Annotated in this window: 28 protein-coding genes; all 28 read left to right on the top strand. The window is 58.8% G+C overall.

Annotation, left to right across the window (positions count from 1 at the left end):
* Positions 1-24 precede the first annotated feature (24 nt).
* Entirely contained in the window at positions 25-330 is a 306-nt protein-coding gene (gene rpsN, locus K6118_RS09335; protein WP_247120071.1) for a 30S ribosomal protein S14, read from the top strand.
* Between the two features lie 12 nt (positions 331-342).
* Complete coding sequence (gene rpsH / locus K6118_RS09330) at positions 343-741, top strand: 30S ribosomal protein S8 (RefSeq protein ID WP_247120070.1); 399 nt, start codon at positions 343-345, stop codon at positions 739-741.
* 15 nt (positions 742-756) lie between these two features.
* On the top strand, positions 757-1,290 hold the full coding sequence (gene rplF / locus K6118_RS09325; protein ID WP_247120069.1) for a 50S ribosomal protein L6: 534 nt from the start codon (positions 757-759) through the stop codon (positions 1,288-1,290).
* A 12-nt stretch (positions 1,291-1,302) separates the two neighbouring features.
* Positions 1,303-1,659 carry a 50S ribosomal protein L18 gene (gene rplR, locus K6118_RS09320; RefSeq protein ID WP_247120068.1) on the top strand — a complete coding sequence of 119 codons (357 nt, stop codon included), beginning with the start codon at positions 1,303-1,305 and terminating at the stop codon, positions 1,657-1,659.
* Positions 1,660-1,687: 28 nt separating this feature from the next.
* The gene (rpsE, locus tag K6118_RS09315; RefSeq protein ID WP_247120067.1) at positions 1,688-2,260 is read left to right on the top strand and encodes a 30S ribosomal protein S5; all 573 of its coding nucleotides are present in this window, start codon (positions 1,688-1,690) and stop codon (positions 2,258-2,260) included.
* 24 nt (positions 2,261-2,284) lie between these two features.
* Positions 2,285-2,455 carry a 50S ribosomal protein L30 gene (gene rpmD, locus K6118_RS09310; protein ID WP_281500693.1) on the top strand — a complete coding sequence of 57 codons (171 nt, stop codon included), beginning with the start codon at positions 2,285-2,287 and terminating at the stop codon, positions 2,453-2,455.
* A 26-nt stretch (positions 2,456-2,481) separates the two neighbouring features.
* The gene (gene rplO / locus K6118_RS09305; protein WP_247120092.1) at positions 2,482-2,940 is read left to right on the top strand and encodes a 50S ribosomal protein L15; all 459 of its coding nucleotides are present in this window, start codon (positions 2,482-2,484) and stop codon (positions 2,938-2,940) included.
* Positions 2,941-2,996: 56 nt separating this feature from the next.
* Complete coding sequence (gene secY / locus K6118_RS09300) at positions 2,997-4,331, top strand: preprotein translocase subunit SecY (protein WP_247120065.1); 1,335 nt, start codon at positions 2,997-2,999, stop codon at positions 4,329-4,331.
* Positions 4,328-4,975 carry an adenylate kinase gene (locus K6118_RS09295; protein ID WP_247120064.1) on the top strand — a complete coding sequence of 216 codons (648 nt, stop codon included), beginning with the start codon at positions 4,328-4,330 and terminating at the stop codon, positions 4,973-4,975. The genes secY and K6118_RS09295 overlap by 4 nt, the downstream gene beginning before the upstream one ends.
* A 117-nt stretch (positions 4,976-5,092) precedes the next feature.
* A complete protein-coding gene (gene rpsM, locus K6118_RS09290) occupies positions 5,093-5,461 on the top strand; it encodes a 30S ribosomal protein S13 (RefSeq protein ID WP_247120063.1) in 369 nt (122 codons plus the stop codon).
* A 49-nt stretch (positions 5,462-5,510) separates the two neighbouring features.
* A complete protein-coding gene (rpsK, locus tag K6118_RS09285; protein ID WP_247120062.1) occupies positions 5,511-5,900 on the top strand; it encodes a 30S ribosomal protein S11 in 390 nt (129 codons plus the stop codon).
* Between the two features lie 86 nt (positions 5,901-5,986).
* Positions 5,987-7,003, top strand: coding sequence for a DNA-directed RNA polymerase subunit alpha (locus tag K6118_RS09280; protein ID WP_343269926.1), 1,017 nt, complete (start codon positions 5,987-5,989; stop codon positions 7,001-7,003).
* Positions 7,004-7,141: 138 nt separating this feature from the next.
* Positions 7,142-7,564, top strand: a complete 423-nt coding sequence (rplQ, locus tag K6118_RS09275) for a 50S ribosomal protein L17 (RefSeq protein ID WP_247120061.1) — start codon at positions 7,142-7,144, stop codon at positions 7,562-7,564.
* 140 nt (positions 7,565-7,704) lie between these two features.
* A complete protein-coding gene (locus K6118_RS09270) occupies positions 7,705-8,235 on the top strand; it encodes an NUDIX hydrolase (protein WP_247120060.1) in 531 nt (176 codons plus the stop codon).
* Between the two features lie 98 nt (positions 8,236-8,333).
* Positions 8,334-9,023 carry a hypothetical protein gene (locus K6118_RS09265; RefSeq protein ID WP_247120059.1) on the top strand — a complete coding sequence of 230 codons (690 nt, stop codon included), beginning with the start codon at positions 8,334-8,336 and terminating at the stop codon, positions 9,021-9,023.
* A gap of 191 nt (positions 9,024-9,214) precedes the next feature.
* Entirely contained in the window at positions 9,215-10,669 is a 1,455-nt protein-coding gene (locus K6118_RS09260; protein WP_247120058.1) for a Do family serine endopeptidase, read from the top strand.
* A gap of 11 nt (positions 10,670-10,680) precedes the next feature.
* Positions 10,681-12,012, top strand: a complete 1,332-nt coding sequence (locus K6118_RS09255) for a replication-associated recombination protein A (protein ID WP_247120056.1) — start codon at positions 10,681-10,683, stop codon at positions 12,010-12,012.
* Positions 12,013-12,097: 85 nt separating this feature from the next.
* Positions 12,098-12,913 (top strand): DUF7946 domain-containing protein, encoded by an 816-nt coding sequence (locus K6118_RS09250; RefSeq protein ID WP_247120054.1) that lies wholly within the window; start codon positions 12,098-12,100, stop codon positions 12,911-12,913.
* Entirely contained in the window at positions 12,885-13,775 is an 891-nt protein-coding gene (locus tag K6118_RS09245; RefSeq protein WP_247120052.1) for a hypothetical protein, read from the top strand. Before K6118_RS09250 ends, K6118_RS09245 begins: the two co-directional genes overlap by 29 nt.
* 22 nt (positions 13,776-13,797) lie before the next feature.
* A complete protein-coding gene (gene crcB / locus K6118_RS09240; protein ID WP_247120050.1) occupies positions 13,798-14,178 on the top strand; it encodes a fluoride efflux transporter CrcB in 381 nt (126 codons plus the stop codon).
* A complete protein-coding gene (locus K6118_RS09235; protein ID WP_247120049.1) occupies positions 14,175-15,161 on the top strand; it encodes an RluA family pseudouridine synthase in 987 nt (328 codons plus the stop codon). The genes crcB and K6118_RS09235 overlap by 4 nt, the downstream gene beginning before the upstream one ends.
* Before the next feature lie 2 nt (positions 15,162-15,163).
* Entirely contained in the window at positions 15,164-15,844 is a 681-nt protein-coding gene (locus K6118_RS09230) for an HAD-IA family hydrolase (protein ID WP_247120047.1), read from the top strand.
* Positions 15,844-16,320: a hypothetical protein gene (locus K6118_RS09225; RefSeq protein WP_247120045.1), complete on the top strand. Its 477-nt coding sequence runs from the start codon at positions 15,844-15,846 to the stop codon at positions 16,318-16,320. The genes K6118_RS09230 and K6118_RS09225 overlap by 1 nt, the downstream gene beginning before the upstream one ends.
* Before the next feature lie 3 nt (positions 16,321-16,323).
* Positions 16,324-17,049, top strand: coding sequence for an ATP12 family chaperone protein (locus tag K6118_RS09220; RefSeq protein ID WP_247120044.1), 726 nt, complete (start codon positions 16,324-16,326; stop codon positions 17,047-17,049).
* Between the two features lie 64 nt (positions 17,050-17,113).
* Positions 17,114-18,646, top strand: coding sequence for an acyl-CoA carboxylase subunit beta (locus tag K6118_RS09215; RefSeq protein ID WP_247120042.1), 1,533 nt, complete (start codon positions 17,114-17,116; stop codon positions 18,644-18,646).
* A gap of 12 nt (positions 18,647-18,658) precedes the next feature.
* Positions 18,659-18,889, top strand: coding sequence for a hypothetical protein (locus K6118_RS09210; protein WP_247120040.1), 231 nt, complete (start codon positions 18,659-18,661; stop codon positions 18,887-18,889).
* On the top strand, positions 18,889-19,113 hold the full coding sequence (locus K6118_RS09205) for a hypothetical protein (protein ID WP_247120039.1): 225 nt from the start codon (positions 18,889-18,891) through the stop codon (positions 19,111-19,113). Before K6118_RS09210 ends, K6118_RS09205 begins: the two co-directional genes overlap by 1 nt.
* A gap of 23 nt (positions 19,114-19,136) precedes the next feature.
* Positions 19,137-21,122: an acetyl-CoA carboxylase biotin carboxylase subunit gene (locus K6118_RS09200; RefSeq protein ID WP_247120037.1), complete on the top strand. Its 1,986-nt coding sequence runs from the start codon at positions 19,137-19,139 to the stop codon at positions 21,120-21,122.

Genomic DNA, 21,122 nt, shown 5'->3' with positions numbered 1-21,122 from the left:
GCTAGCCGCTAGGAGGGTTTTGATATGGCTAAAAAAAGTGCCATCAACAAGAACGAACAGCGTGTGAAACTGGTAGCTAAATATGCTGCCAAGCGTGCCGCGCTCAAAGCTCAGGTCTACGATAAGGACCTGGACGACGATGAGCGTTGGATGGCTGCGCTTAAGCTCGCTGCGCTGCCGCGCAATGGTGCCCGTACCCGTATTCGCAATCGTTGCGAAGTCACCGGTCGCCCGCGTGGTAACTATCGTAAATTCAAGATGTGCCGGATTTCTTTCCGGGAGCTGGGCTCCGCGGGCAAGATTCCGGGCATCGTTAAGTCAAGCTGGTAAGGGGGTAGGCTCATGTCGATGACTGATCCGATCGGCGATATGCTGACCCGTATCCGCAACGGTCTGCAAGCTCGCAAAACTGTTGTAGCCACGCCGGCTTCCAAAACGCGTGAGCGCATTCTGGAAGTTCTGCAGCGTGAAGGTTATATCCGTGGGTATTCGCGTGTTGATCTCGAAGGCAACAAAGGCCAGATCAACATCGAGCTCAAGTATCTCGAAGGTGAACCGGTAATCCGCACGATCAATCGTGTGTCCAAGCCGGGCCGTCGGGTATACAGCTCGGTTCGCGACTTGCCTCGTGTTCATAACGGCCTTGGTATTTCGATCGTCTCCACGCCGAAAGGCGTTCTCTCCGATGCTGAAGCTCGGGAGAACAATGTGGGCGGCGAAATCCTTTGCACCGTATTCTAAGGAAGGGAAAGAGTTATGTCCCGTATCGGTAAAAAAGCTGTGGCGATTCCGTCCGGTGTCACCGTTTCCTTGAACGGCGCAGACTTCGCTGTAAAAGGCCCGAAGGGTGAACTGGCAATGACCTTCGTTCCTGAGGTTGAAGTATCTCAGAATGACGATGGCATTGTTGTGAAGCCTATTAACGAAACCAAACGCGCCCGCTCCATGTGGGGTATGCAGCGCACGATGGTTGCCAACATGATTGAAGGTGTGACTGATGGTTTCAGCCGCAAACTGGAGATCAACGGTGTTGGTTACCGTGCGCAGATGAAGGGCTCTGCTCTGAACCTGCAACTTGGCTACAGCCACGATATCGATTTTCCGGTCCCCGAGGGTATCAAGATTGAAACTCCGGACCAGACCACGATCCTTATCTCGGGTGTCGACAAACAGAAAGTCGGCCAGACCGCAGCCAAGATCCGCGAGTTCCGGAAGCCAGAGCCTTACAAAGGCAAAGGTATCAAGTACCAGGGCGAATATATCTTCCGCAAGGAAGGTAAGAAGAAATAACGGGTGGCAGAAATGGCTTCCAGTACCAAACTTTTTGAACGGCGCCGTCAGCGTAACCGCACTCAACTTCGCAAGAAGAGTGCCGGGCGGCCGCGTCTTTCTATCCACCGTACCAACCAGCATATCTATGCGCAGATTATTGACGATGTTAAGGGCGTAACGCTTGCCGCTGCCTCCACCGTCGAGAAGGACCTGCGTGGTGGCGCCACGTCGAATGCCGACGCTGCCGCCAAGGTTGGCAAAATGATTGCCGAGCGGGCCAAAGCTGCCGGCGTTGGGGAGGTCGTGTTCGACCGTGGTGCGTTCCTGTACCATGGCCGTGTAAAAGCACTGGCTGACGCAGCGCGCGAAGGCGGCCTGGATTTCTAAGGCTCGAGAGAAGGAAAAGGAACGTCCAATGGCACGCCCCGAACGCAATCGTGAAGAAAGCGAACTGATTGAAAAGCTTGTCCACATCAACCGTGTGGCCAAGGTAGTAAAAGGTGGCCGTCGCTTCGGTTTCGCCGCTCTCGTAGTGGTAGGTGACCAGCGTGGCCGTGTTGGCTTCGGTAATGGCAAGGCACGTGAAGTGCCGGAAGCTATCCGCAAGGCAACCGAAGCTGCCAAGAAAAACATGATCCGCGTCCCGCTCCGCGAAGGCCGGACTCTGCACCATGACATCAAGGGCCGTCACGGCGCTGGTCGGGTGCTGATCCGTACGGCTTCCGCCGGTACCGGTATCATCGCCGGTGGTCCGATGCGCGCAGTGTTTGAAGCACTGGGTGTACAGGACGTGGTGACCAAGTCTCAGGGCTCGTCGAACCCGTACAACATGATCCGGGCTACGATCGACGCGCTCTCGAAGCAGAACTCACCGCGTCAGATCGCTGCAAAGCGTGGTAAGAAAGTGGCCGACATCGTCGCGCGCCGTGGTGATGTCAAAGTCGCCGGTGCTGACGAAGCCACTGACGACGCTGCTCAAGCGGAGTAATGACCGATGGCTGCTAAGAAAAATATGCTTAAAGTAACCCAGATCGGTAGCCCGATCCGCCGTCACAAAGAACAGCGTGCTACGCTGGTCGGCCTGGGCTTGAACAAAATGCACAAAACGCGCGAGCTGGAAGATACCCCGGCCGTCCGTGGCATGATCAACAAGGTGCACCACCTGGTGCGCATTGAAGAGTAAGCCAGGGAAGCGTTTGGAGAAGTATGATGAAAATCAACGAACTTCGTGACAATCCGGGTGCGCGTAAAGACGCCACCCGCGTTGGCCGCGGTATCGGTTCCGGCAAGGGTAAGACCGCCGGTTCCGGTATGAAGGGTCAGAAATCCCGTTCGGGCGTGGCGATCAACGGTTTTGAAGGCGGTCAGATGCCGATCTACCGTCGTCTGCCGAAGCGCGGCTTCAAGAGCCTGAACCGGAAAGACTTCCAGATTGTCAACCTCGGCCGCCTGCAGAAGGCGATCGACGACGGCAAGCTGGACGCCAAGAAGCCGATCGACGCTGAAGCACTGGTAGCTGCCGGTGTTGTCGGTAAGGTGGTTGACGGTGTCCGTCTTCTGGCCAAAGGTGCCCTGACTGCCAAAGTCGACATCGCTGTCGACGGTGCTTCCAAAGCAGCTGTTGAAGCTGTTGAGAAAGCTGGTGGCAAGGTTACCGTTGCAGCCTAAGCACAAAAAAGCGTAGGCCGAGATAAGACTTAATCAAGGGGCTGGAGAAGGCGTTTATGGCATCCGCTGCAGAACAACTGGCGGCCAATTTTAGCTTGGCGTCCATCGGCAAAGCCGAGGAACTTAAAAAGCGTATTTGGTTCGCTCTTGGTGCACTGATTGTGTACCGGTTGTGCACTTACATTCCGCTTCCGGGCATCGACGCACAGGCGCTTCAGCGCATGTTCGCCGACCTGGGTGGCGGCTTCCTGGACATGGTGAATACCTTTTCAGGCGGTGCACTCAAGCGGATGTCCATCATCACTCTCGGCATCATGCCCTATATCTCGGCCTCCATTATCCTTCAGCTGCTGACCACGATGCACTCGGGTCTGGGCAGCCTGAAGAAAGAAGGCGAACAGGGCCGCAAGAAGATCAACCAGTACACCCGTTACGGCACCGTGCTCCTGACCATCGTTCAGGGCTATGGCGTCGCGACCGGCCTTGAAGGCCAGGCGGGTGTCGTTGTTCAGCCGGGCCTGTTCTTCGAATTCACCACCGTGGTGACGCTGGTTGGCGGCACCATGTTCCTGATGTGGCTTGGTGAGCAGATCACCCAGCGCGGTATCGGCAACGGTATTTCGCTGATCATCTTCTCGGGCATTGTCGCCAACCTGCCGGGCCACCTTGCGCAAGCGTTCGAGCTCAACCGGGCTGGCTCCATGTCGCTCACGGTTCTGCTCGCGCTCCTTATCGGTGCCGGCGCGCTTATCTGGTTCATCGTTTTCTGCGAACGCGCTCAGCGCCGCGTCGTGATCCAGTACCCCAAGCGCCAGCAGGGCAACCGCATGTATCAGGGTGACAAGTCGCACCTGCCGCTGAAGCTGAACGTTGCCGGCGTTATCCCGCCGATCTTCGCAAGCTCGCTTCTGTTGATGCCGCTGACTGTCGCCAACTTCTATCAGGCGAATGGGCCTGAGTGGCTGAGCACCGTGACCGCGATCCTGTCGCCGGGCAAGCCGCTCTATATCGCCTTCTATATCGCGCTGATCGTCTTCTTCTGCTTTTTCTACACCGCGATCCAGTTCAATCCGGAAGAAACCGCAGATAACCTGAAGAAGCATGGTGGCTTCGTCCCCGGTATCCGTCCGGGTAAACGGACCTCCGAATATCTGGATTATGTGCTGACCCGTCTGACCGTGATCGGCTCCGCCTACCTGGCCCTTGTCTGTGTCGTACCTGAAGTTCTGGTACGTCAGGCTGCCGTGCCTTTCTACCTTGGCGGCACGAGCCTTCTGATCGTGGTCAACGTGACGATGGACACCGTATCCCAGATTCACTCGCATCTGATGGCCCAGCAGTATGAGGGTCTGCTTAAGAAAGCACGCCTGAAGGGGGGCCGTAATAAATGATCGTAATTCTGTTTGGTCCGCCTGGCGCAGGTAAGGGTACCCAAGCGCAGCGTCTCGAGCGGGAGAAGGGCCTTGTCCAACTCTCCACCGGTGACATGCTGCGAGCGGCCGTTGCCCATGGCACCGAGATGGGCCTGAAAGCCAAGGCCAAGATGGAAGCTGGCGAGCTCGTCTCCGACGATATCGTCATCGGCATCATCCGGGACCGGATTGCAGAAGACGATTGTAAGAATGGCTTCATCCTTGATGGGTTCCCGCGCACTGTGGCTCAGGCCGAAGCGCTCGACGGGATGCTCAAGGAGCAGGGACTGAAACTCAATGCGGTTGTTGAGATGAAGGTTGACGACAATGCGCTTGTCGATCGCATCGCTGGCCGTTATACCTGTGCAAAATGCAACGCAGGCTATCATGATACCAACCTGAAACCGAAGGTGGACGGTGTTTGTGATGAATGCGGCAGCACGGAATTCAAGCGCCGCCCGGACGACAATGCGGAGACCGTGGCCAAGCGTTTGGAAGAGTATTACGCACAGACGGCGCCGGTATTGCCGTACTATGCGGAAAAAGGTGTTTTGCGCCAAGTTGATGGCATGGCGTCCATCGATGAGGTTGCTAAACAAATCGACGCGGTTTTGGCCGCGTGAAAAACTGTCACAGGACGGTTGACGAGCGGGGGTTAATTCATATAATCCCCGGCTTCAACACGTCTTGTGATTTGTGCTAACTCACAGTCGTGAAACATTGACTTAGGAGAAACGGTCGTGGCGCGTATTGCAGGCGTAAACATTCCGACCAACAAGCGAGTAGAAATCGCTTTGACCTATATTCACGGTATTGGCCCGACCACGGCCAAGGCAATCTGCGCTAAGCTGGATTTGCCCCGTGAACGTCGCGTGGCGGAACTCTCGGATGCTGAAGTAATTCAGATCCGTGAAATCATCGACAACGAACATACGGTTGAGGGTGACCTCCGCCGTGAAGTAGCTATGAACATCAAACGGCTGATGGACCTGAAGACCTACCGTGGTCTCCGTCACCGTAACAAACTGCCGGTGCGCGGTCAGCGCACGAGCACGAACGCCCGGACCCGTAAGGGTAAAGCGGTCGCGATTGCCGGTAAGAAGAAGTAATTACGAGTTCTGCTGTTTAGGACTCCCTCAGATATAGGGTCTGATAGAGATGGCTAAAGATACAGGTCGCATTAAGCGCCGTGAGCGGAAAAACATCAGCAATGGTGTTGCTCACGTAAATGCATCGTTCAACAACACGATGATCACTATTACGGATGTTCAAGGGAATGCAATTTCCTGGTCGTCCGCGGGCATGATGGGTTTTAAAGGTTCCCGTAAGTCTACGCCGTATGCCGCACAGGTTGCAGCCGAAGACGCGGGCAAGAAAGCCCAAGAACATGGCATGAAATCGTTGGAAGTGGAAGTGAAAGGCCCGGGTGCTGGTCGCGAGTCCGCTCTGCGCGCACTGCAGTCCATCGGCTTTGTCATCACGTCAATCCGTGATGTGACGCCGATTCCGCACAACGGTTGCCGCCCGCCGAAACGTCGCCGCGTTTAAGCATACCGAGTATCGGGTAGTACGACAGAGTATTGGCGCGAATCCTTTGACGCTCTTATGGCGTCATCCAAAACGAGGGTTACACCGTGATCCAGAAAAACTGGCAGGAACTTATCAAACCGAATGGCCTGACGATCGAACCGGGCTCTGACCCGCTTCGCAAGGCCAAGCTTGTTGTCGAACCGCTTGAGCGCGGCTATGGCATGACGCTGGGCAATGGCCTGCGTCGTGTTCTGTTGTCGTCGCTTCAGGGTGGTGCGGTAACCAGCATCCATATTGAAGGCGTGTTGCACGAGTTCTCGTCCGTTCCGGGCGTGCGTGAAGACGTGACCGATATGGTTCTCAACATCAAGCAGCTTCCGGTCCGTGTGACCAGCGATCTGCCGAAACGTCTGCACCTGACCGCTTCTGGTCCGGGTGAAGTCAAAGCCGGTCAGATCAGCGAAGTTGCCGATGTTGACATTCTCGACAAAGACTTGGTGCTCTGTCACCTGGACGAGGGTGCTACGCTCAACATGGAACTGACCGTCGCAAGCGGTAAGGGCTATGTACCGGCGGACCGCAACCGTCCGGAAGACGCACCGATCGGTCTTATCCCGGTCGACGCGCTCTACAGCCCGGTCAAGAAAGTCAGCTACAAGGTTGAGAACACCCGTGAGGGCCAGGTTCTCGACTATGACAAGCTGACCATGGAAATCGAAACCGATGGTACGGTCACCCCTGAAGATGCAGTTGCTTTCGCAGCCCGCATCCTGCAGGACCAGCTTGCGATCTTCGTCAACTTCGACGAACCGGAAGAGACCACCAAATCGGAAGAAGAGGAAGAGCCGACCATCAACCGTCAGCTTCTCCGCAAAGTGGACGAGCTCGAGCTCTCCGTCCGCTCGGCCAACTGCCTGAAGAACGACAATATCGTCTATATCGGCGATCTCGTTCAGAAGACCGAAGCCGAAATGCTGCGGACGCCGAACTTCGGCCGCAAATCCCTGAACGAAATCAAGGAAGTTCTTTCCTCCATGGGCCTGCGCCTTGGCATGGAACTTCCGGCTTGGCCGCCTGAGAATATCGAAGAGCTGGCCAAAAAGCTCGAACAGGAATATTAAACACACCGGCGGCCGGGTTTTGGGGATATCCCAGAACCCTGCCGCTCTTTTAAAACCTCCCCTAGAGGGACACCTCCCGGTACTATGCCCGTGAAATATGAAAAGGGCACAAGGCCGGACAGGCAAAAGGAGTAGACCATGCGTCATCGTAATTCCGGCCGTAGGCTGAACCGTACCGTAAGCCACCGTAAGGCTCTGTTCATGAACCTCGCTCAGGCGCTTATCAAGCACGAGCAGATCGTGACCACGTTGCCGAAGGCAAAAGACCTGGCTCCGGTCGTTGAAAAGCTGATCACCATTGCTAAAAAAGGTGGTCTGGCCAACCGTCGTCTGGCGATCGCTCGCCTGCAGGACGAAACCCTGGTTGCGAAAATGTTCGACGAACTGGCCGAGCGTTACAAAGAGCGTAACGGTGGTTACACCCGCGTTCTCAAAGCCGGTTTCCGTCATGGCGACAACGCCCCGATGGCTGTCATCGAGCTTGTTGACCGTAACGAAGATGCCAAAGGCCAAGACAGCGGCCCGACCCAGGAAGCTGGTGAGGAAGAAGACGCTGCATAAGCCTTAAGGCGTGCAAGACTTCAGGAACGGCTCCGCCAGACAGGCGGGGCCGTTTTTCTTTTGGGGCCCTTGCTTTAATGTGGAACAAGGCGGGCTGTCCTGCCTATGCTGGCCACAGTCGATTCAGTAGCGGAGGTTCCATGTCAGACCCCAAGCTTACCAAGCGCACCGAGCTTTATGCCCACACGTATCTGCGGGTGGTGGAAGACCGGTATGACCATGAGGAAGAGGAACTCCGCTATTTGGTCAAGGAGGACCCCGATTTTTCGGTCGTCGGGGCGGTGACGGAGGGCGGCAAGGTCCTGATGCTGCGGCAGTTCCGGCCGGGGCCGGGGCGCTTCTGCTTCGACATGCCCGCCGGGATGATCGATCCGGGCGACACCGCACTTGAGACCGCCCATAAGGAACTTCTCGAAGAAACCGGTTATGTGGCGGCGGAGATGACGCTGGTCGCGGAAACCTATGTCTCGGCCTATTCGACGGCGCGCAAGCATATCTTCCTCGCGCGCGGCTGTACGCCCATTCAGGCGCCGGAGGAGGAAGAAAATGTGGTCGCGGAACCGGTGTTGATGGATGTGGAAGACTTTATCGCCCTTGTGCGCGCGGAGCCGATCATAGACCTTGATTGCGCCCTGATCCTTGCCGATTCCCTGGGGCATAAACTTTTTTAAAGTATCATAAATTTCCCCTTGCAATTTAAAGGCGAATTCCCTTTATCTGGGCGCCTTAAAAATTTGTGTCTAACTATTTCAAATCTGATGGGGGATTTATGAAATCGCTAAAATTGCTGGGGCTGGCCCTTGCGTTGTCGTGCGGGGTTTCGGCTTCGGCTTTTGCTGACCACAAGGTTGCGTTTATCGCCCGCGCCGGGACGCGCGGTGTCGGCGGTGAACTGGTTTTCCCGCTGGCGCATAACCTGAATTTCCGGGGCGGGGTCTATGGTTTGAACTTCAGCCATAACGACCGGGCTTCCGGCATTGACTATAAAATGAACGCCAAGCTTCTCTCGGCAGGTGGGTATCTGGACTGGTATGTCGGCGGTGGTAATTTCCACCTGAGCGCCGGCGCGCTTTATGACGGCAACAAGGTAGATGCCCATAACCTGCCGGCCCAGACGTTCGATATCGGCCGTAACACCTATACCGCCGATGAGATCGGGCAGCTGAATGGCCGGATCAGGACCAACAACTTCGCGCCTTATGCGGGGATCGGTTGGGGCAACGCCTTGACGGGCGACCACCGGGTCAAGTTCATGTTCGACCTTGGCGTTATGTACCATGGTAAGCCGCAGGCTTCGCTTGTTGCCGACATTCCGGCCGACAGCCCGCTCAATGCATCGCCGACGCTTCTGGCCCAATTTAACGACGACTTGAAGCGTGAAACCACGAATTTCCAGAATGATATCGCCGGCTACCGCTTCTACCCGGTTGTCAGCCTCGGGGTTTCCTACGCCTTTTAAACGCATCTGAGGCACAGTTCATCGCAAGGGGCGTCCCAGGATAGGGGCGCCCCTTTTTTCTGCCACTTTCCGTTCCTATTTAGGCCCCAAGTCAGGGCTTTGGCGGGACCAAGCTGGATGTGCCCCTTGCATGGGGCACGAGGCTCCGCCATAACTGACGCTTCAATCCATCAGCACGGAGTAAGCTGTCGATGAAACCGCTCAAGCAACTCATGTCCCTTATGGTGGTTTTCTGCGCCTTTGCGGGGCTTTCGCCCGCAAACGCCCAGATGACCGAACGGCAGGTGCCGGAATCCCGTACGCAAGTACAGCTTTCCTACGCGCCCCTGGTCCACAAGGCGGCGCCCGCGGTCGTCAACATCTATACCAAACAGGTTGTCCGCTCCCAGCGGTCGGCGCTGTTCGACGACCCTTTGTTCCAGCGCTTCTTCGGGCAGAACTTCAGCTTCGGCATGCCGCAGGAACGGGTGCGGGGCTCGCTGGGCTCGGGCGTGATCGTGCGGCCGAACGGTGTGATCATCACCAACCACCACGTGATCGCGGGCGCTGATGAAATCCGCGTGGTCCTGGCGGACCGGCGGGAATTCGATGCCAAGGTGGTGCTGGATGACAAACGCACTGACCTCGCTGTCCTCAAAATCAATGTCGGCAACGACCGGCTGGATAGCCTGCCCTTGGCCGACTCCGACCAGGTGCAGGTCGGCGACATCGTGCTGGCGATCGGCAACCCGTTCGGGATCGGGCAGACGGTCACCAGCGGTATCGTCTCGGCGAACGCGCGGACGCAGGAAGGCATTTCCGACTTCGGCTTCTTTATCCAGACAGACGCCGCCGTGAACCCCGGGAACTCCGGTGGTGCGCTTGTCGGCATGGACGGTAAACTTCTCGGTATCAACACCGCCATCTACAGCCGCACCGGTGCTTCGAACGGGATCGGGTTCGCGATCCCGGCCAACATGGTCAAGACCGTCCTCCGCGCCGCGATGAACGAAGGCACGCTGACGCGGCCATGGCTGGGGATCAAGGGCCAGTCGGTGACGGCGGACCTCGCCGCAGGCCTCGGGCTTGACCGCGCGGGTGGTGTGCTCATCGACAATATCTATCCGGGTGGTCCGGCCGCTGAGGCAGGGCTCAAGACCGGCGACGTCATCATGGCGGTCGGTGACAAGGAAGTCATCGACGAGCCGGGGCTCAATTTCCGGGTCGCGACGCGCAAGGAAGGTGACGAAGTCACGCTGGCTGTGCTGTCGGACGGCGCCATCACCCAGAAGACAGTCAAGCTGCAGCTGCCGCCTGAGAATCCGCCGCGTGACATAACCACGCTGGATGGTCACAACCCGTTCCAGGGCGTGAAGATCGCCAACATGTCGCCGCGCTTCAATGACGAGCTGCAGATCAACCAGTTCGAAAGCGGTGTCGTGGTGCTGGGCGTTGACCCGCGCTCGCCGTCGGCGCGCTACCAGTTCCTGGTGCCGGGCGATATCATCATGGAAGTCAACGGCCGCAAGATCGGCAAGGTCTCCGACCTGGATAACGACCTGCTCGAAAACCAGCAGCGCTATGACTATAAGGTGCGCCGCCGCGGCGGGGATCAGGAATGCCAGATCATTCCGAACCGCTCCTACCGCTGCGTCCAGCTGCAGTAAGGAAGGCATCTATGGTCGATCTGTTCGAAAGCGCGGGGGCGGATGATGGCGCGCCACGTCCGCTCGCGGACCGGCTGAGGCCCCGTGCGCTCGACCAGGTCGTCGGCCAGTCACATTTGCTGGGGGAGGGCGGACCACTCGCCCGGATGGTCAAGTCCGGCAAGATCAGCTCGCTGATCCTGTGGGGCCCGCCGGGGACCGGTAAAACCACGATCGCGCGCCTGCTGGCCGACCATGCCGACCTGGCGTTCGAGCAGATTTCCGCCATCTTCTCCGGCGTCGCCGACCTCAAGAAGGTGTTTGAGGCCGCGAAGGCGCGCCGTATGGGTGGACGCGGGACGCTATTGTTCGTCGATGAGATCCACCGCTTCAACCGCTCCCAACAGGACGGCTTCCTGCCTTATGTGGAAAACGGCACGGTGACGCTGATCGGCGCCACCACCGAGAACCCGTCGTTTGAGATCAACGGCGCGCTTCTGTCGCGGATGCAGGTGCTGGTCCTCAACCGGCTGGACGATCAGGCGCTCGAAGAACTGCTCGTCCGCGCCGAAACCGAATATGGCGAGCCGCTGCCGGTCGATGCCGATGCCCGCGTGGCCCTCAAGGCCATGGCGGATGGCGACGGCCGCTTCCTGCTCAACTGCGTCGAGACGCTTTATAACCTCGCGTCAGGGGAAGTGTTGCAGACGCAACAGCTCGCGGCGCTCCTGCAACAGCGCGCGCCGTCCTATGACAAGGACCGGGACGGCCACTATAACCTCATCTCCGCGCTTCATAAGTCCCTCAGGGGCTCAGACCCGGACGCGGCGCTTTACTGGGCTGCCCGGATGCTGGTCGCGGGTGAGGACCCGATGTATCTGATCCGCCGTTTGGTCAGGTTCGCGAGCGAGGATATCGGCCTTGCCGACCCGGAAGCGATCCATCAGGCGCTCGCCGCCAAGGATGCGTATGACTTTCTGGGCAGCCCGGAGGGCGAGCTTCAGATCGCGCAGGCGGTGCTATACCTCGCCACCGCGCCCAAATCGAACGCGGCCTACAAGGCGGAGAAGGCGGCGAAGAAAACCGCGCGCGCAACCGGCAGCCTGATGCCGCCCGCCCATATCCTCAATGCGCCCACCAAGATGATGAAGAACCTGGGCTACGGTAAAAACTACGCCTACGACCATGACACCGAAGCAGGCGTGTCCGGCCAGAATTATTTCCCGGACGGCGAACCGCGGCAGGAATTCTACCGCCCGGTCGAGCGCGGGTTCGAGCGCGAGATCCAGAAGCGCCTCCAGTATTTTGCCCGCATCCGCGCCGACTATGCCGCCAGGGCGCAGTCGGACGGCGGAGATGACTGACTTCACCCAAAATTTCGTATAATTGACATGGGTGTATTTTTCTCGCCTAATGCGTATTGTCGGTGCGTGGGGAGATTATTCGTCTATGGAATTTATTGCGAAGTTTGAAGGGCTAGAAGCAGACCGTCATCGCGCACCAGCTTACGAAGCTGCCGAGAGTATTGTTGGCATCGCACGGGCGTTTACACTTGCTAGCCATACCTTAGTGACGGGGGAGGTAAGGAAGCGGACCCCATATGATAATCGGTTGGCGTTATATTTACGTCCGATGCGTGAAGGTAGTCTGGAGACAGTTTTTCACGCGATAGTTCAGTCCCCCGATCTGAAGGCTTTTGGAATAGCCGCAGGTGCGGGAATCACAGCCTCACTTTTTACTGATCTAATTCGAGTTTTATTTCGCCGTGCTGTTGGCTTTGAACAAAAAGCGGAAAGCCGGAGTGTGGAGCAATTCATCGAAGATAAGGCTGGAAACTTCGATGCGCTTCAGGATGCCGTGGAGCCTGCCCTGAAGATGGCGCACGAGGTCATTGATAATGGTGTCTCTAGCATCTCGATTATTGGAGACAGTAATGTTGCGAAATTTAATAGGATTACCAAGCAATATATTCGCTCCCATGCCCTTGAGGAGCGTTTTGAAGAAATGGATGTGAGCGTTGGTGCTTTCAATGTGAACCAAAAAACTGGGAGGGTCTTCTTTCATGATCTGGGTAAGACGGTTCCATTTAAGATAGCCAAAGAAGCTCCTCCGTTTACCACTACTATCTTGGCGGCAGGACTTGAGGCCTATGCCAATGCCTTAGGTACAAAACCCACTCATATTCGTTTCCGTCGTGTATTGACTCCTGATGGCCGTACCAAATCTATTGTCATCTATGGAGCAAGCAGAGTTATCATACAGTAACTTCACCCATTTCGTCGGCATCGACTGGACCGGCGCCAAGGGCCGGGCCCACGCGGGCCTCGCCATCGCGCTATGCGCCGTGGGGGAGGGCGCGCCGAAGCTTATCTCCCCACCGTCCGGAAAACGCCGCTGGAGCCGCGAGGAATGCGCGGCCTGGATTTCCGCTGGTATGGGGCTTGGAGAGGGCGCCCGGGCCCTTGTCGGGCTCGATTCGTCCTTCGGGATGCCTTTTGCGGATGAGGAAACCTATTTGCCCGGCGCGCCCCTGCCTGCGGACGTGCGCGGGCTTTGGGCCCATGTCGATACCCTGTGTGCCGGGGATGCCGACCTTTATGGCGGCGGCTTCGTCGATGCCCATGCCGAACATTATCTGCGCGGGGACATCAAAGGCGCGCGCTACAGCCGCCGGATGCGGGTGGCCGAACGGCTCGCCGTAGACTCCGGCGCGGGGCCGTGCGAAAGCGTATTCCATCTGGTGGGGCCCAGCCAGGTCGGGCTTTCGGGGCTTTCGACCATGCGAATGCTGCACAGATTGAATCAAGTGCCCCATGTGGCGCTGTGGCCGTTCGACGAGGACCTTGAAAAGCCTGTCGTGGTGGTTGAGATCTATGCCGCAGCTTTCGCGGCGCTTGCGGGGCACAAGGGCAAATTCCGGCGCCGGGAAGACCTTAAATCCGCGCTTCTCCGCCTCGGCGCTACCGGGCCTTTGCGCGTCGGTGGGGACATGAGCGACCATGCCGCAGACGCGGTCATAACCGCGGCCGCGCTCCGCAATATTCATGACGTACGCAAATACTGGAATCCCGCGGGGCTTTCCACTATGGTGCGCCGCACCGAGGGCTGGGTCTTCGGGGTAGAATGACGGTTAGTGAAAAGGACGACGTATGCGGATGCTGTTTGCCATCGCCGCTGGCGGCGCGACCGGCGCTTTGATGCGCCACTTTATTTCGGGCTGGGTGATGCACCGGGTGGGCACTGGCTTTCCGTTCGGCACCTTTACGGTCAATATCCTGGGTAGCTTGATGATGGGCTTCCTGGTGACGGCCTTTGCACTCAAATTCCAAACTACGCAGGAGCTTCGCGGCTTCCTGACCGTGGGCATGCTCGGCAGCCTGACCACCTTTTCGACCTATTCGCTTGAAACCGCGCTGTTGATTGAGCGCGGCAATATCTCCGGCGCGGCGCTTTATGCGCTTGGGTCCCTGATGGTGGGCGTGACCGCGCTTTTCACCGGCATGTGGCTTGGCCGGGTGGTGGTCGCATGAGGACCGTCCAGAATATCACGGTGGCGGACGACGATCATGACGTCCGGCTCGACCGCTGGTTCAAACGCCATTTCCCGGACCTGAGCTTCATCCAGCTCCAGAAAATGTGCCGCAAGGGCGAGGTGCGCCTGGATGGCCACCGCGTCAAGCCGGGCGACCGCATCTATGCCGGTCAGTCGGTGCGCGTACCGCCGCTGGGTGACCGTGCCGTCCCCAAACCGGACGATGTCAAGCCGAAGGCCGAGCACAAACTCTCGGATGAGGATATCAAAGAGGTCCGCAGCTGGGTGCTGTATAAGGACGATCAGGTGATCGCCATCAATAAGCCCGCGGGACTGGCGACCCAGGGCGGGACCGGCCAGAAACGCCATCTGGACGGGCTTCTGGAGGCGCTCCGCTACGACAGCGAGCACCGTCCGCGCCTTGTGCACCGGCTTGATAAAGATACATCGGGCGTGCTGCTGCTGGGCCGCAGTGCCAACTCTGCCGCCGCCCTCGCCAAGGGCTTCCAGTCCAAGGAAACCGACAAACGCTATTGGGCGCTCGTCAAGGGCGTGCCGCACCCGACCGACGGCCGCATTGTCCTCAAGATGGACAAGGCGCCGATCAAGGGCGGGGAGCGCATGGTGGTCACCGAAGACGGCAAGAAATCGATGACCGACTATGCGGTGGTCGATAGCGCGCCGCCGGAAGCCGCCTGGCTCGCGCTCAAGCCGCACACCGGCCGGACGCACCAATTGCGTCTGCACTGCGCCGAGATGGGCCATCCGATTGTCGGCGACGGCAAATATGGCGGTGCGGATGCGTTCCTCACCGGCGCGATTTCCCGCAAGCTGCATCTGCACAGCCAGTCTGTCACCTTCCCGCACCCCAAGGGCGGCATGATGACGGTCACGGCACCGCTGCCGCCCCACATGAAGGAAAGCTTCGCCATGCTGGGCTTCGAAGTCGGGGAGTATGAAGACCCGCTTCAGGAGGACTGAGCGTGTCAGGCTTTACCAAGCTCGTGATTTTCGACTGTGACGGCACGCTGGTGGACAGCCAGCATATGATCGTCGGCTCGATGCAGGAAACCTTCGAGGAAATGGGGCTCGCACCCGTGAGCGACGCCGATGTGCGGTCGATCATCGGCCTGAGCCCGGTTCAGGCCATCGCGGCGCTTGTCCCGGACGAAGACCCCGCTTTCCATGATGCTGTGGCCGAAAAGTTCAAATCGGTCTTCTACCGCCGCCGCGTGGCGATGCAGGCGGGTCCCGACCCGCTGTTTGATGGCACGCTGGAGGTGCTTGAGGCCTTGAATGACGCGGGCTACATGCTCGGGGTCGCGACCGGGAATTCAGTGCGTGGCCTCAATCGCGTCCTTGATGAACACAAGCTGGGCCATCTGTTCGTCACGCTTCAGACCGCGGACCACCATCCGTCCAAGCCACACCCGTCGATGATCCAGACAGCGATATTGGAAGCGGGCGCCCACGCTGACAGTGCAATCATGATTGGTGACACCAGCTATGATATGATGATGGCGCGCGCGGCCCGCTGCGGCGGGATCGGTGTTGACTGGGGATACCATCACACCGACATGCTCAAAGATGCCGGTGCGGACCATGTGGTTTCCCGTTTCCATGATATTCCCGAGCTGGTCGCCGGGATGATAGGAGCTGCGTGATGATGAAACACCAAGACAGTTTCGAGGATGAAGCGCTGAGGCCGCGCCGCGGCTTCCTGGTGGCTTCCGCGGTGGCGAGCGTGGCGGCGATTGCGGCTTATCTGTACCGGGACGATATAATCGGCGCAGACGGCCATAACGAGATCGCCTTTGCCTTCCTGATCGGCATGTTGATCCTGATTGCCATGTATCTGCTTCTGTGTTTCCGGGTGCCGAGGATCGGCAACCGGCTTCTGGGCTATGACGTCATGCTCAAGCCGGAGAAGAAAAAGGAAAAGGCCAGCATGGAATATGTTGGCAGTTTCAAAGTGCAGGCAGGGCTCGCCGAAAAGCGCCAAAACACCAACCGCAAGCAGGCGCGTTATTCGCGCCGCAAGCTCGCGGAGGTGACGCGCCAGATGCAGGCTGAGAAGAAGGCCGGGGCGGAGACATCCACTGCGGAACCTTCCTCTGAAAAGACCACAAAAGACGAATAGACGATGAAAAGATTTTACAAGACCGTCAGTGTTGAAAGCACCGAGGCGGGCCATGTTGTTGCGCTTGACGGCCGTATCGTCAAAACCCCCGCCAGGGAGACGCTGGCCATGCCGACGAAGGCGTTGGCCGAGGCCGTGGCCGCGGAGTGGGACGCGCAGGCGGATGAGGTCAAGCCGGATACCATGCCGGTGACCAAGCTTGCCAACACCGTGCAGGACCGTGTCGCCCCGCGCCATGACGAGGTGGTGGCGGAAGTCGCCAATTATGCCGGCACCGACCTCCTGTGCTACCGCGCCGATGACCCGGCGGAGCTCGCGGCCCTTCAAGCCAAGGCCTGGGACCCGTATCTGGACTGGCTCGCGGAAGAAGAAGGCATCCGTCTCAAGGTCACGGACGGCATCATGCCGATTGCCCAGGACAAGGCGGCGCTTGACGCGATTACGGCCATCGTTAAGGCGCATGATCCTTATGAACTGACGGCGCTTCATGCCTTCACCACTGGGCTGGGCTCGCTGATCCTCGGCCTCGCGCTCATGCGCGGCTTTACCGATTTCGACACCATCTGGCGCGCCAGCCTGGTGGATGCCGAGCACCAGGAAGAGAAGTGGGGCACCGATTGGGAAGCCGAAGAAAAGCGCGATCTCCTGCGCGCCGACATGGAAGCCGCGATCGCGTTCCTTTCGCACATGCGAAATAAATCGCTGGAAAGCCCGGCTAAAGCAGGATAATAAAATTTCATCACTGGGAGCGCGGGCCGGGAAGCCACGCCCGCAGGCTCAAGGGGAAGGTTATATGAAACAAATTCTGGAAAAGCTTGAGCTCAAGCGCGAAGAAGCGCGCCTGGGCGGCGGGCAGGCCCGCATCGATGCCCAGCACAAACGCGGCAAACTGACGGCGCGGGAACGCATCGACCTTCTGCTCGATGAGGGCAGCTTTGAAGAATATGACATGTTCGTTGAACACCGCTGTGCCGATTTCGGTATGGGCGAGACCAAGTATCCGGGGGACGGCGTCGTCACCGGGTCTGGCACCATCAACGGCCGGCTGGTTTATGTGTTCAGCCAGGATTTCACGGTTTTTGGCGGGTCGCTGAGCGCAACCCACGCCCAGAAGATCATCAAGGTCATGGATATGGCCATGAAGGTGGGCGCACCGGTGATCGGCATTAACGACAGTGGCGGCGCGCGCATCCAGGAAGGTGTCGCGGCGCTTGGCGGCTATGCCGACGTGTTCCAGAAGAACGTTCTGGCCTCAGGCGTCGTGCCGCAGATCAGCATGATCATGGGGCCGTGCGCGGGTGGTGCTGTCTATAGCCCGGCGATGACCGACTTCATCTTCATGGTGCAGGACACCAGTTATATGTTCGTGACCGGCCCGGATGTGGTGAAGACCGTGACCAACGAAGTGGTGACGCAGGAACAGCTGGGCGGGGCATCGACCCACACCACCAAATCCGGCGTGGCCGACAAGGCGTTCGACAATGACGTGGAAGCGCTGGCGCAGCTTCGCCGCTTCTTCGACTTCCTGCCGCTTAATAACCGGGAAAAGCCGCCGGTCCGGCCGACTTTCGACCAGGCGGACCGGATCGAGAAATCGCTCGACAGCGTGATCCCGAGCAATCCGAACAAGCCTTATGACATGCATGAGGTGATCCAGAAGCTCGTCGACGAAGGCGATTTCTTCGAAATCCAGCCCAAGCATGCGGGTAATATCCTGACTGGTTTCGCGCGCATGGACGGCGAAACAGTGGGCATCGTCGCCAACCAGCCGATGGTGCTGGCCGGTTGCCTGGATATCGACAGCAGCAAGAAAGCCGCGCGGTTTGTGCGCTTCTGTGACTGTTTCAATATTCCGATCATCACGCTCGTGGACGTGCCCGGCTTCCTGCCCGGCACCGCACAGGAATATGGCGGCATCATCAAGCACGGCGCCAAGCTTCTGTTTGCTTACGGCGAAGCCACGGTGCCGAAGATCACCGTCATCACACGCAAGGCTTACGGCGGCGCTTATGACGTTATGGCATCCAAGCACCTGCGTGGGGACCTCAACTATGCCTGGCCGACCGCCGAGATCGCGGTCATGGGCGCGAAGGGCGCCGTGGAAATCCTGTACCGCAAGGAAAAGGACGACGCGGAAAAGATCAAGCAGCGCACCAAGGATTATGAGGATCTGTTCGCGAACCCGTTCGTCGCGGCCCAGCGCGGCTATATCGATGAGGTTGTCATGCCGCATTCGACGCGGAAACGCATCATCTCCGGCCTCAAGAAGCTTGCGAACAAGCATCTCGAGAACCCGTGGAAGAAGCACGACAATATTCCGCTTTAACGGGAGAGTGTGATGAGTTCGGACGTTAAGACGACGCTCAAGGAAATAGGCTTCAAGGCGCTGGGTTTCTTCGTTGTCCTCGTGGCTGGTGGCTATCTGCTCGCAGGCTTTGGGGTCGGCGGCAAACCCAGCCCGTTTCAGGCCATCATCCTGGCTATCCTGCTGGCCACGCTGGAGAAATTCGGCAGCCAGCACCATGAAAAGCATGGGGATGACGGCGGTTCTGACGGAGATGCTGCCTGATGGCGAAGCCGCTCCCGGACGATATGGCGCATGTCGCCCAAAACGCCCGCCGCGCCGAAATCCGGTCGGTTGCCGTGATGGCGTTCATTGTCGGTGGAGCGGTTGGCTTTGGGCTCGGGCGGGGGTTTCCATCCGCTGACGGATCGCACTACACCTTCTTTTTCGGCGTCCTTGTCGTCGCCGCACTTTGGTTTCTCGCCGCACGCCGGCGGGCACAGAAATAATACCGGGATAGGGGCTATAGAGCATGTTCAATAAAATCCTGATCGCCAACCGGGGGGAAATCGCGTGCCGGGTCATCAAGACCGCGCGCCGCATGGGCATCAAGACAGTCGCGGTCTATTCGGACGCGGACGCCGATGCGCTGCATGTGGAAATGGCGGACGAAGCCGTTCACATCGGCCCGCCTGCCGCGGCGGAAAGCTACCTGCTGGCGGACAAGATCCTGCAGGCCGCCAAGGATACGGGCGCCGAGGCGATCCACCCGGGCTACGGCTTCCTGTCCGAGCGTGCCGAGTTCGTCAAGGCCGTGCAGGCTGCGGGCATCGCCTTTATCGGGCCGGACCCGAAAGCCATCGACGCCATGGGCGACAAGATCACCAGTAAGAAACTGGCGGCTGAGGCCGGTGTTTCCACCGTGCCCGGCTATATGGGCATCATCAAGGACGCGGATGAGGCGGTCAAAATCGCGTCGGAAATCGGTTATCCGGTGATGCTGAAGGCCTCCGCGGGCGGTGGCGGCAAGGGCATGCGGATCGCCTTTTCCGACGAAGAAGCTCATGAAGGCTTTATCTCAGCCCAGAACGAGGCGCGCTCCAGCTTCGGCGACGACCGCGTATTCATCGAGAAATTCGTTGAAGAGCCGCGCCATATCGAAATCCAGGTGCTGGGCGACAAGCACGGCAACGTGATTTACCTGGGCGAACGCGAATGCTCGATCCAGCGCCGTCACCAGAAGGTGGTTGAGGAAGCGCCGAGCCCGTTCCTCGATGAAGCGACGCGCAAAGCCATGGGCGAGCAGGCTGTCGCGCTCTCGAAAGCTGTGGATTATTGCAGTGCCGGAACGGTCGAGTTCATCGTCGACAAGAACCGCAATTTCTATTTCCTTGAGATGAACACCCGCCTGCAGGTGGAACACCCGGTGACTGAGCAGGTCACGGGCATCGACCTCGTCGAGCAGATGCTGCGCGTGGCGGACGGCGAGAAGCTCACGCTCCGCCAAGAGGACGTCAAGCTCACCGGCTGGTCGATGGAAACCCGCGTTTATGCCGAGGACCCGTTCCGCGGCTTCCTGCCGTCGATCGGCCGCCTGACCCGTTATGTACCGCCGGAGGAGACAGAGACCGTCCGTGTGGACACCGGCGTCTATGAGGGCGCGGAAATTTCCATGTTCTACGACCCGATGATCGCCAAGCTGATCACGACGGGTGAAACCCGCGATGAGGCGATTGCCGCCCAGCGTAAAGCGCTCGACGAATATTATATCCGCGGGATCGGCCACAATATCCCGTTCCTGGCGGCCCTGATGGCGCATCCGCGCTTCCAGGCAGGCAACATGACCACCGGCTTCATTGCCGAGGAATATCCGGACGGCTTCCATGGCGGTGTCCTCCGGGATGAGGTCAAGGAAGCCATGATCGTCGCCGCGACCTTCCTCAACGCTGTGGAGCGCTCCCGCGAGAGCCAGATCGAAGGTCAGATCACCGAGCCCGAAGCCCCGCAGAACCGCCAGTGGGTGGTGTCGATCAACGGTGATGAAGCCGTGACTTCGATCATCCCGATGGAAGACCATTCGGTGGTCGCGGTTGGCGATAAGAAGGTCGAGCTGTTCAGCGACTGGATTCCCGGCCAGCCGGTCCTCCATGCCACCATCGGCGATGTCGATTACGCGATGGAGATTGACCGGGGCACCCTCGGCTGGACGCTGACGTGTGACGGTGTCGCCATGGATGTGCGGGTTCAGACCGAACGCGCCGCCGCGCTCTATAAGCTGATGCCTGAGAAGGTCGAGGCCGACACCAGCAAGATGCTGCTGTGCCCGATGCCGGGCCTTGTGGTGTCGATCAACGTCGCCGAAGGCGACGAGATCAAGGCGGGCCAGGCGCTCGCGGTCGTCGAAGCCATGAAGATGGAAAACATCCTGCGCGCCGAGCGCGACGGGGTGGTCAAGTCGGTGAATGCCGAAGCGGGCGATAGCCTCGCGGTTGATGCCGTGATCATGGAGTTCGAATAA

The organism is Kordiimonas marina (assembly GCF_023006325.1).
Classification (GTDB): Bacteria; Pseudomonadota; Alphaproteobacteria; order Sphingomonadales; family Kordiimonadaceae; genus Kordiimonas; species Kordiimonas marina.
The sequence above is the reverse complement of the archived record's forward strand: the minus strand, read 5'-3'. Positions and strand labels throughout refer to the sequence as shown.

Coding starts and splice junctions, on each gene's coding strand:
- rpsN (WP_247120071.1), top strand. CDS start 25: ATGGCTAAAAAAAGTGCCATCAACAAGAACGAACAGCGTGTGAAACTG.
- rpsH (WP_247120070.1), top strand. CDS start 343: ATGTCGATGACTGATCCGATCGGCGATATGCTGACCCGTATCCGCAAC.
- rplF (WP_247120069.1), top strand. CDS start 757: ATGTCCCGTATCGGTAAAAAAGCTGTGGCGATTCCGTCCGGTGTCACC.
- rplR (WP_247120068.1), top strand. CDS start 1,303: ATGGCTTCCAGTACCAAACTTTTTGAACGGCGCCGTCAGCGTAACCGC.
- rpsE (WP_247120067.1), top strand. CDS start 1,688: ATGGCACGCCCCGAACGCAATCGTGAAGAAAGCGAACTGATTGAAAAG.
- rpmD (WP_281500693.1), top strand. CDS start 2,285: ATGCTTAAAGTAACCCAGATCGGTAGCCCGATCCGCCGTCACAAAGAA.
- rplO (WP_247120092.1), top strand. CDS start 2,482: ATGAAAATCAACGAACTTCGTGACAATCCGGGTGCGCGTAAAGACGCC.
- secY (WP_247120065.1), top strand. CDS start 2,997: ATGGCATCCGCTGCAGAACAACTGGCGGCCAATTTTAGCTTGGCGTCC.
- K6118_RS09295 (WP_247120064.1), top strand. CDS start 4,328: ATGATCGTAATTCTGTTTGGTCCGCCTGGCGCAGGTAAGGGTACCCAA.
- rpsK (WP_247120062.1), top strand. CDS start 5,511: ATGGCTAAAGATACAGGTCGCATTAAGCGCCGTGAGCGGAAAAACATC.
- rplQ (WP_247120061.1), top strand. CDS start 7,142: ATGCGTCATCGTAATTCCGGCCGTAGGCTGAACCGTACCGTAAGCCAC.
- K6118_RS09270 (WP_247120060.1), top strand. CDS start 7,705: ATGTCAGACCCCAAGCTTACCAAGCGCACCGAGCTTTATGCCCACACG.
- K6118_RS09265 (WP_247120059.1), top strand. CDS start 8,334: ATGAAATCGCTAAAATTGCTGGGGCTGGCCCTTGCGTTGTCGTGCGGG.
- K6118_RS09260 (WP_247120058.1), top strand. CDS start 9,215: ATGAAACCGCTCAAGCAACTCATGTCCCTTATGGTGGTTTTCTGCGCC.
- K6118_RS09255 (WP_247120056.1), top strand. CDS start 10,681: ATGGTCGATCTGTTCGAAAGCGCGGGGGCGGATGATGGCGCGCCACGT.
- K6118_RS09250 (WP_247120054.1), top strand. CDS start 12,098: ATGGAATTTATTGCGAAGTTTGAAGGGCTAGAAGCAGACCGTCATCGC.
- K6118_RS09245 (WP_247120052.1), top strand. CDS start 12,885: ATGGAGCAAGCAGAGTTATCATACAGTAACTTCACCCATTTCGTCGGC.
- crcB (WP_247120050.1), top strand. CDS start 13,798: ATGCGGATGCTGTTTGCCATCGCCGCTGGCGGCGCGACCGGCGCTTTG.
- K6118_RS09235 (WP_247120049.1), top strand. CDS start 14,175: ATGAGGACCGTCCAGAATATCACGGTGGCGGACGACGATCATGACGTC.
- K6118_RS09225 (WP_247120045.1), top strand. CDS start 15,844: ATGATGAAACACCAAGACAGTTTCGAGGATGAAGCGCTGAGGCCGCGC.
- K6118_RS09220 (WP_247120044.1), top strand. CDS start 16,324: ATGAAAAGATTTTACAAGACCGTCAGTGTTGAAAGCACCGAGGCGGGC.
- K6118_RS09215 (WP_247120042.1), top strand. CDS start 17,114: ATGAAACAAATTCTGGAAAAGCTTGAGCTCAAGCGCGAAGAAGCGCGC.
- K6118_RS09210 (WP_247120040.1), top strand. CDS start 18,659: ATGAGTTCGGACGTTAAGACGACGCTCAAGGAAATAGGCTTCAAGGCG.
- K6118_RS09205 (WP_247120039.1), top strand. CDS start 18,889: ATGGCGAAGCCGCTCCCGGACGATATGGCGCATGTCGCCCAAAACGCC.
- K6118_RS09200 (WP_247120037.1), top strand. CDS start 19,137: ATGTTCAATAAAATCCTGATCGCCAACCGGGGGGAAATCGCGTGCCGG.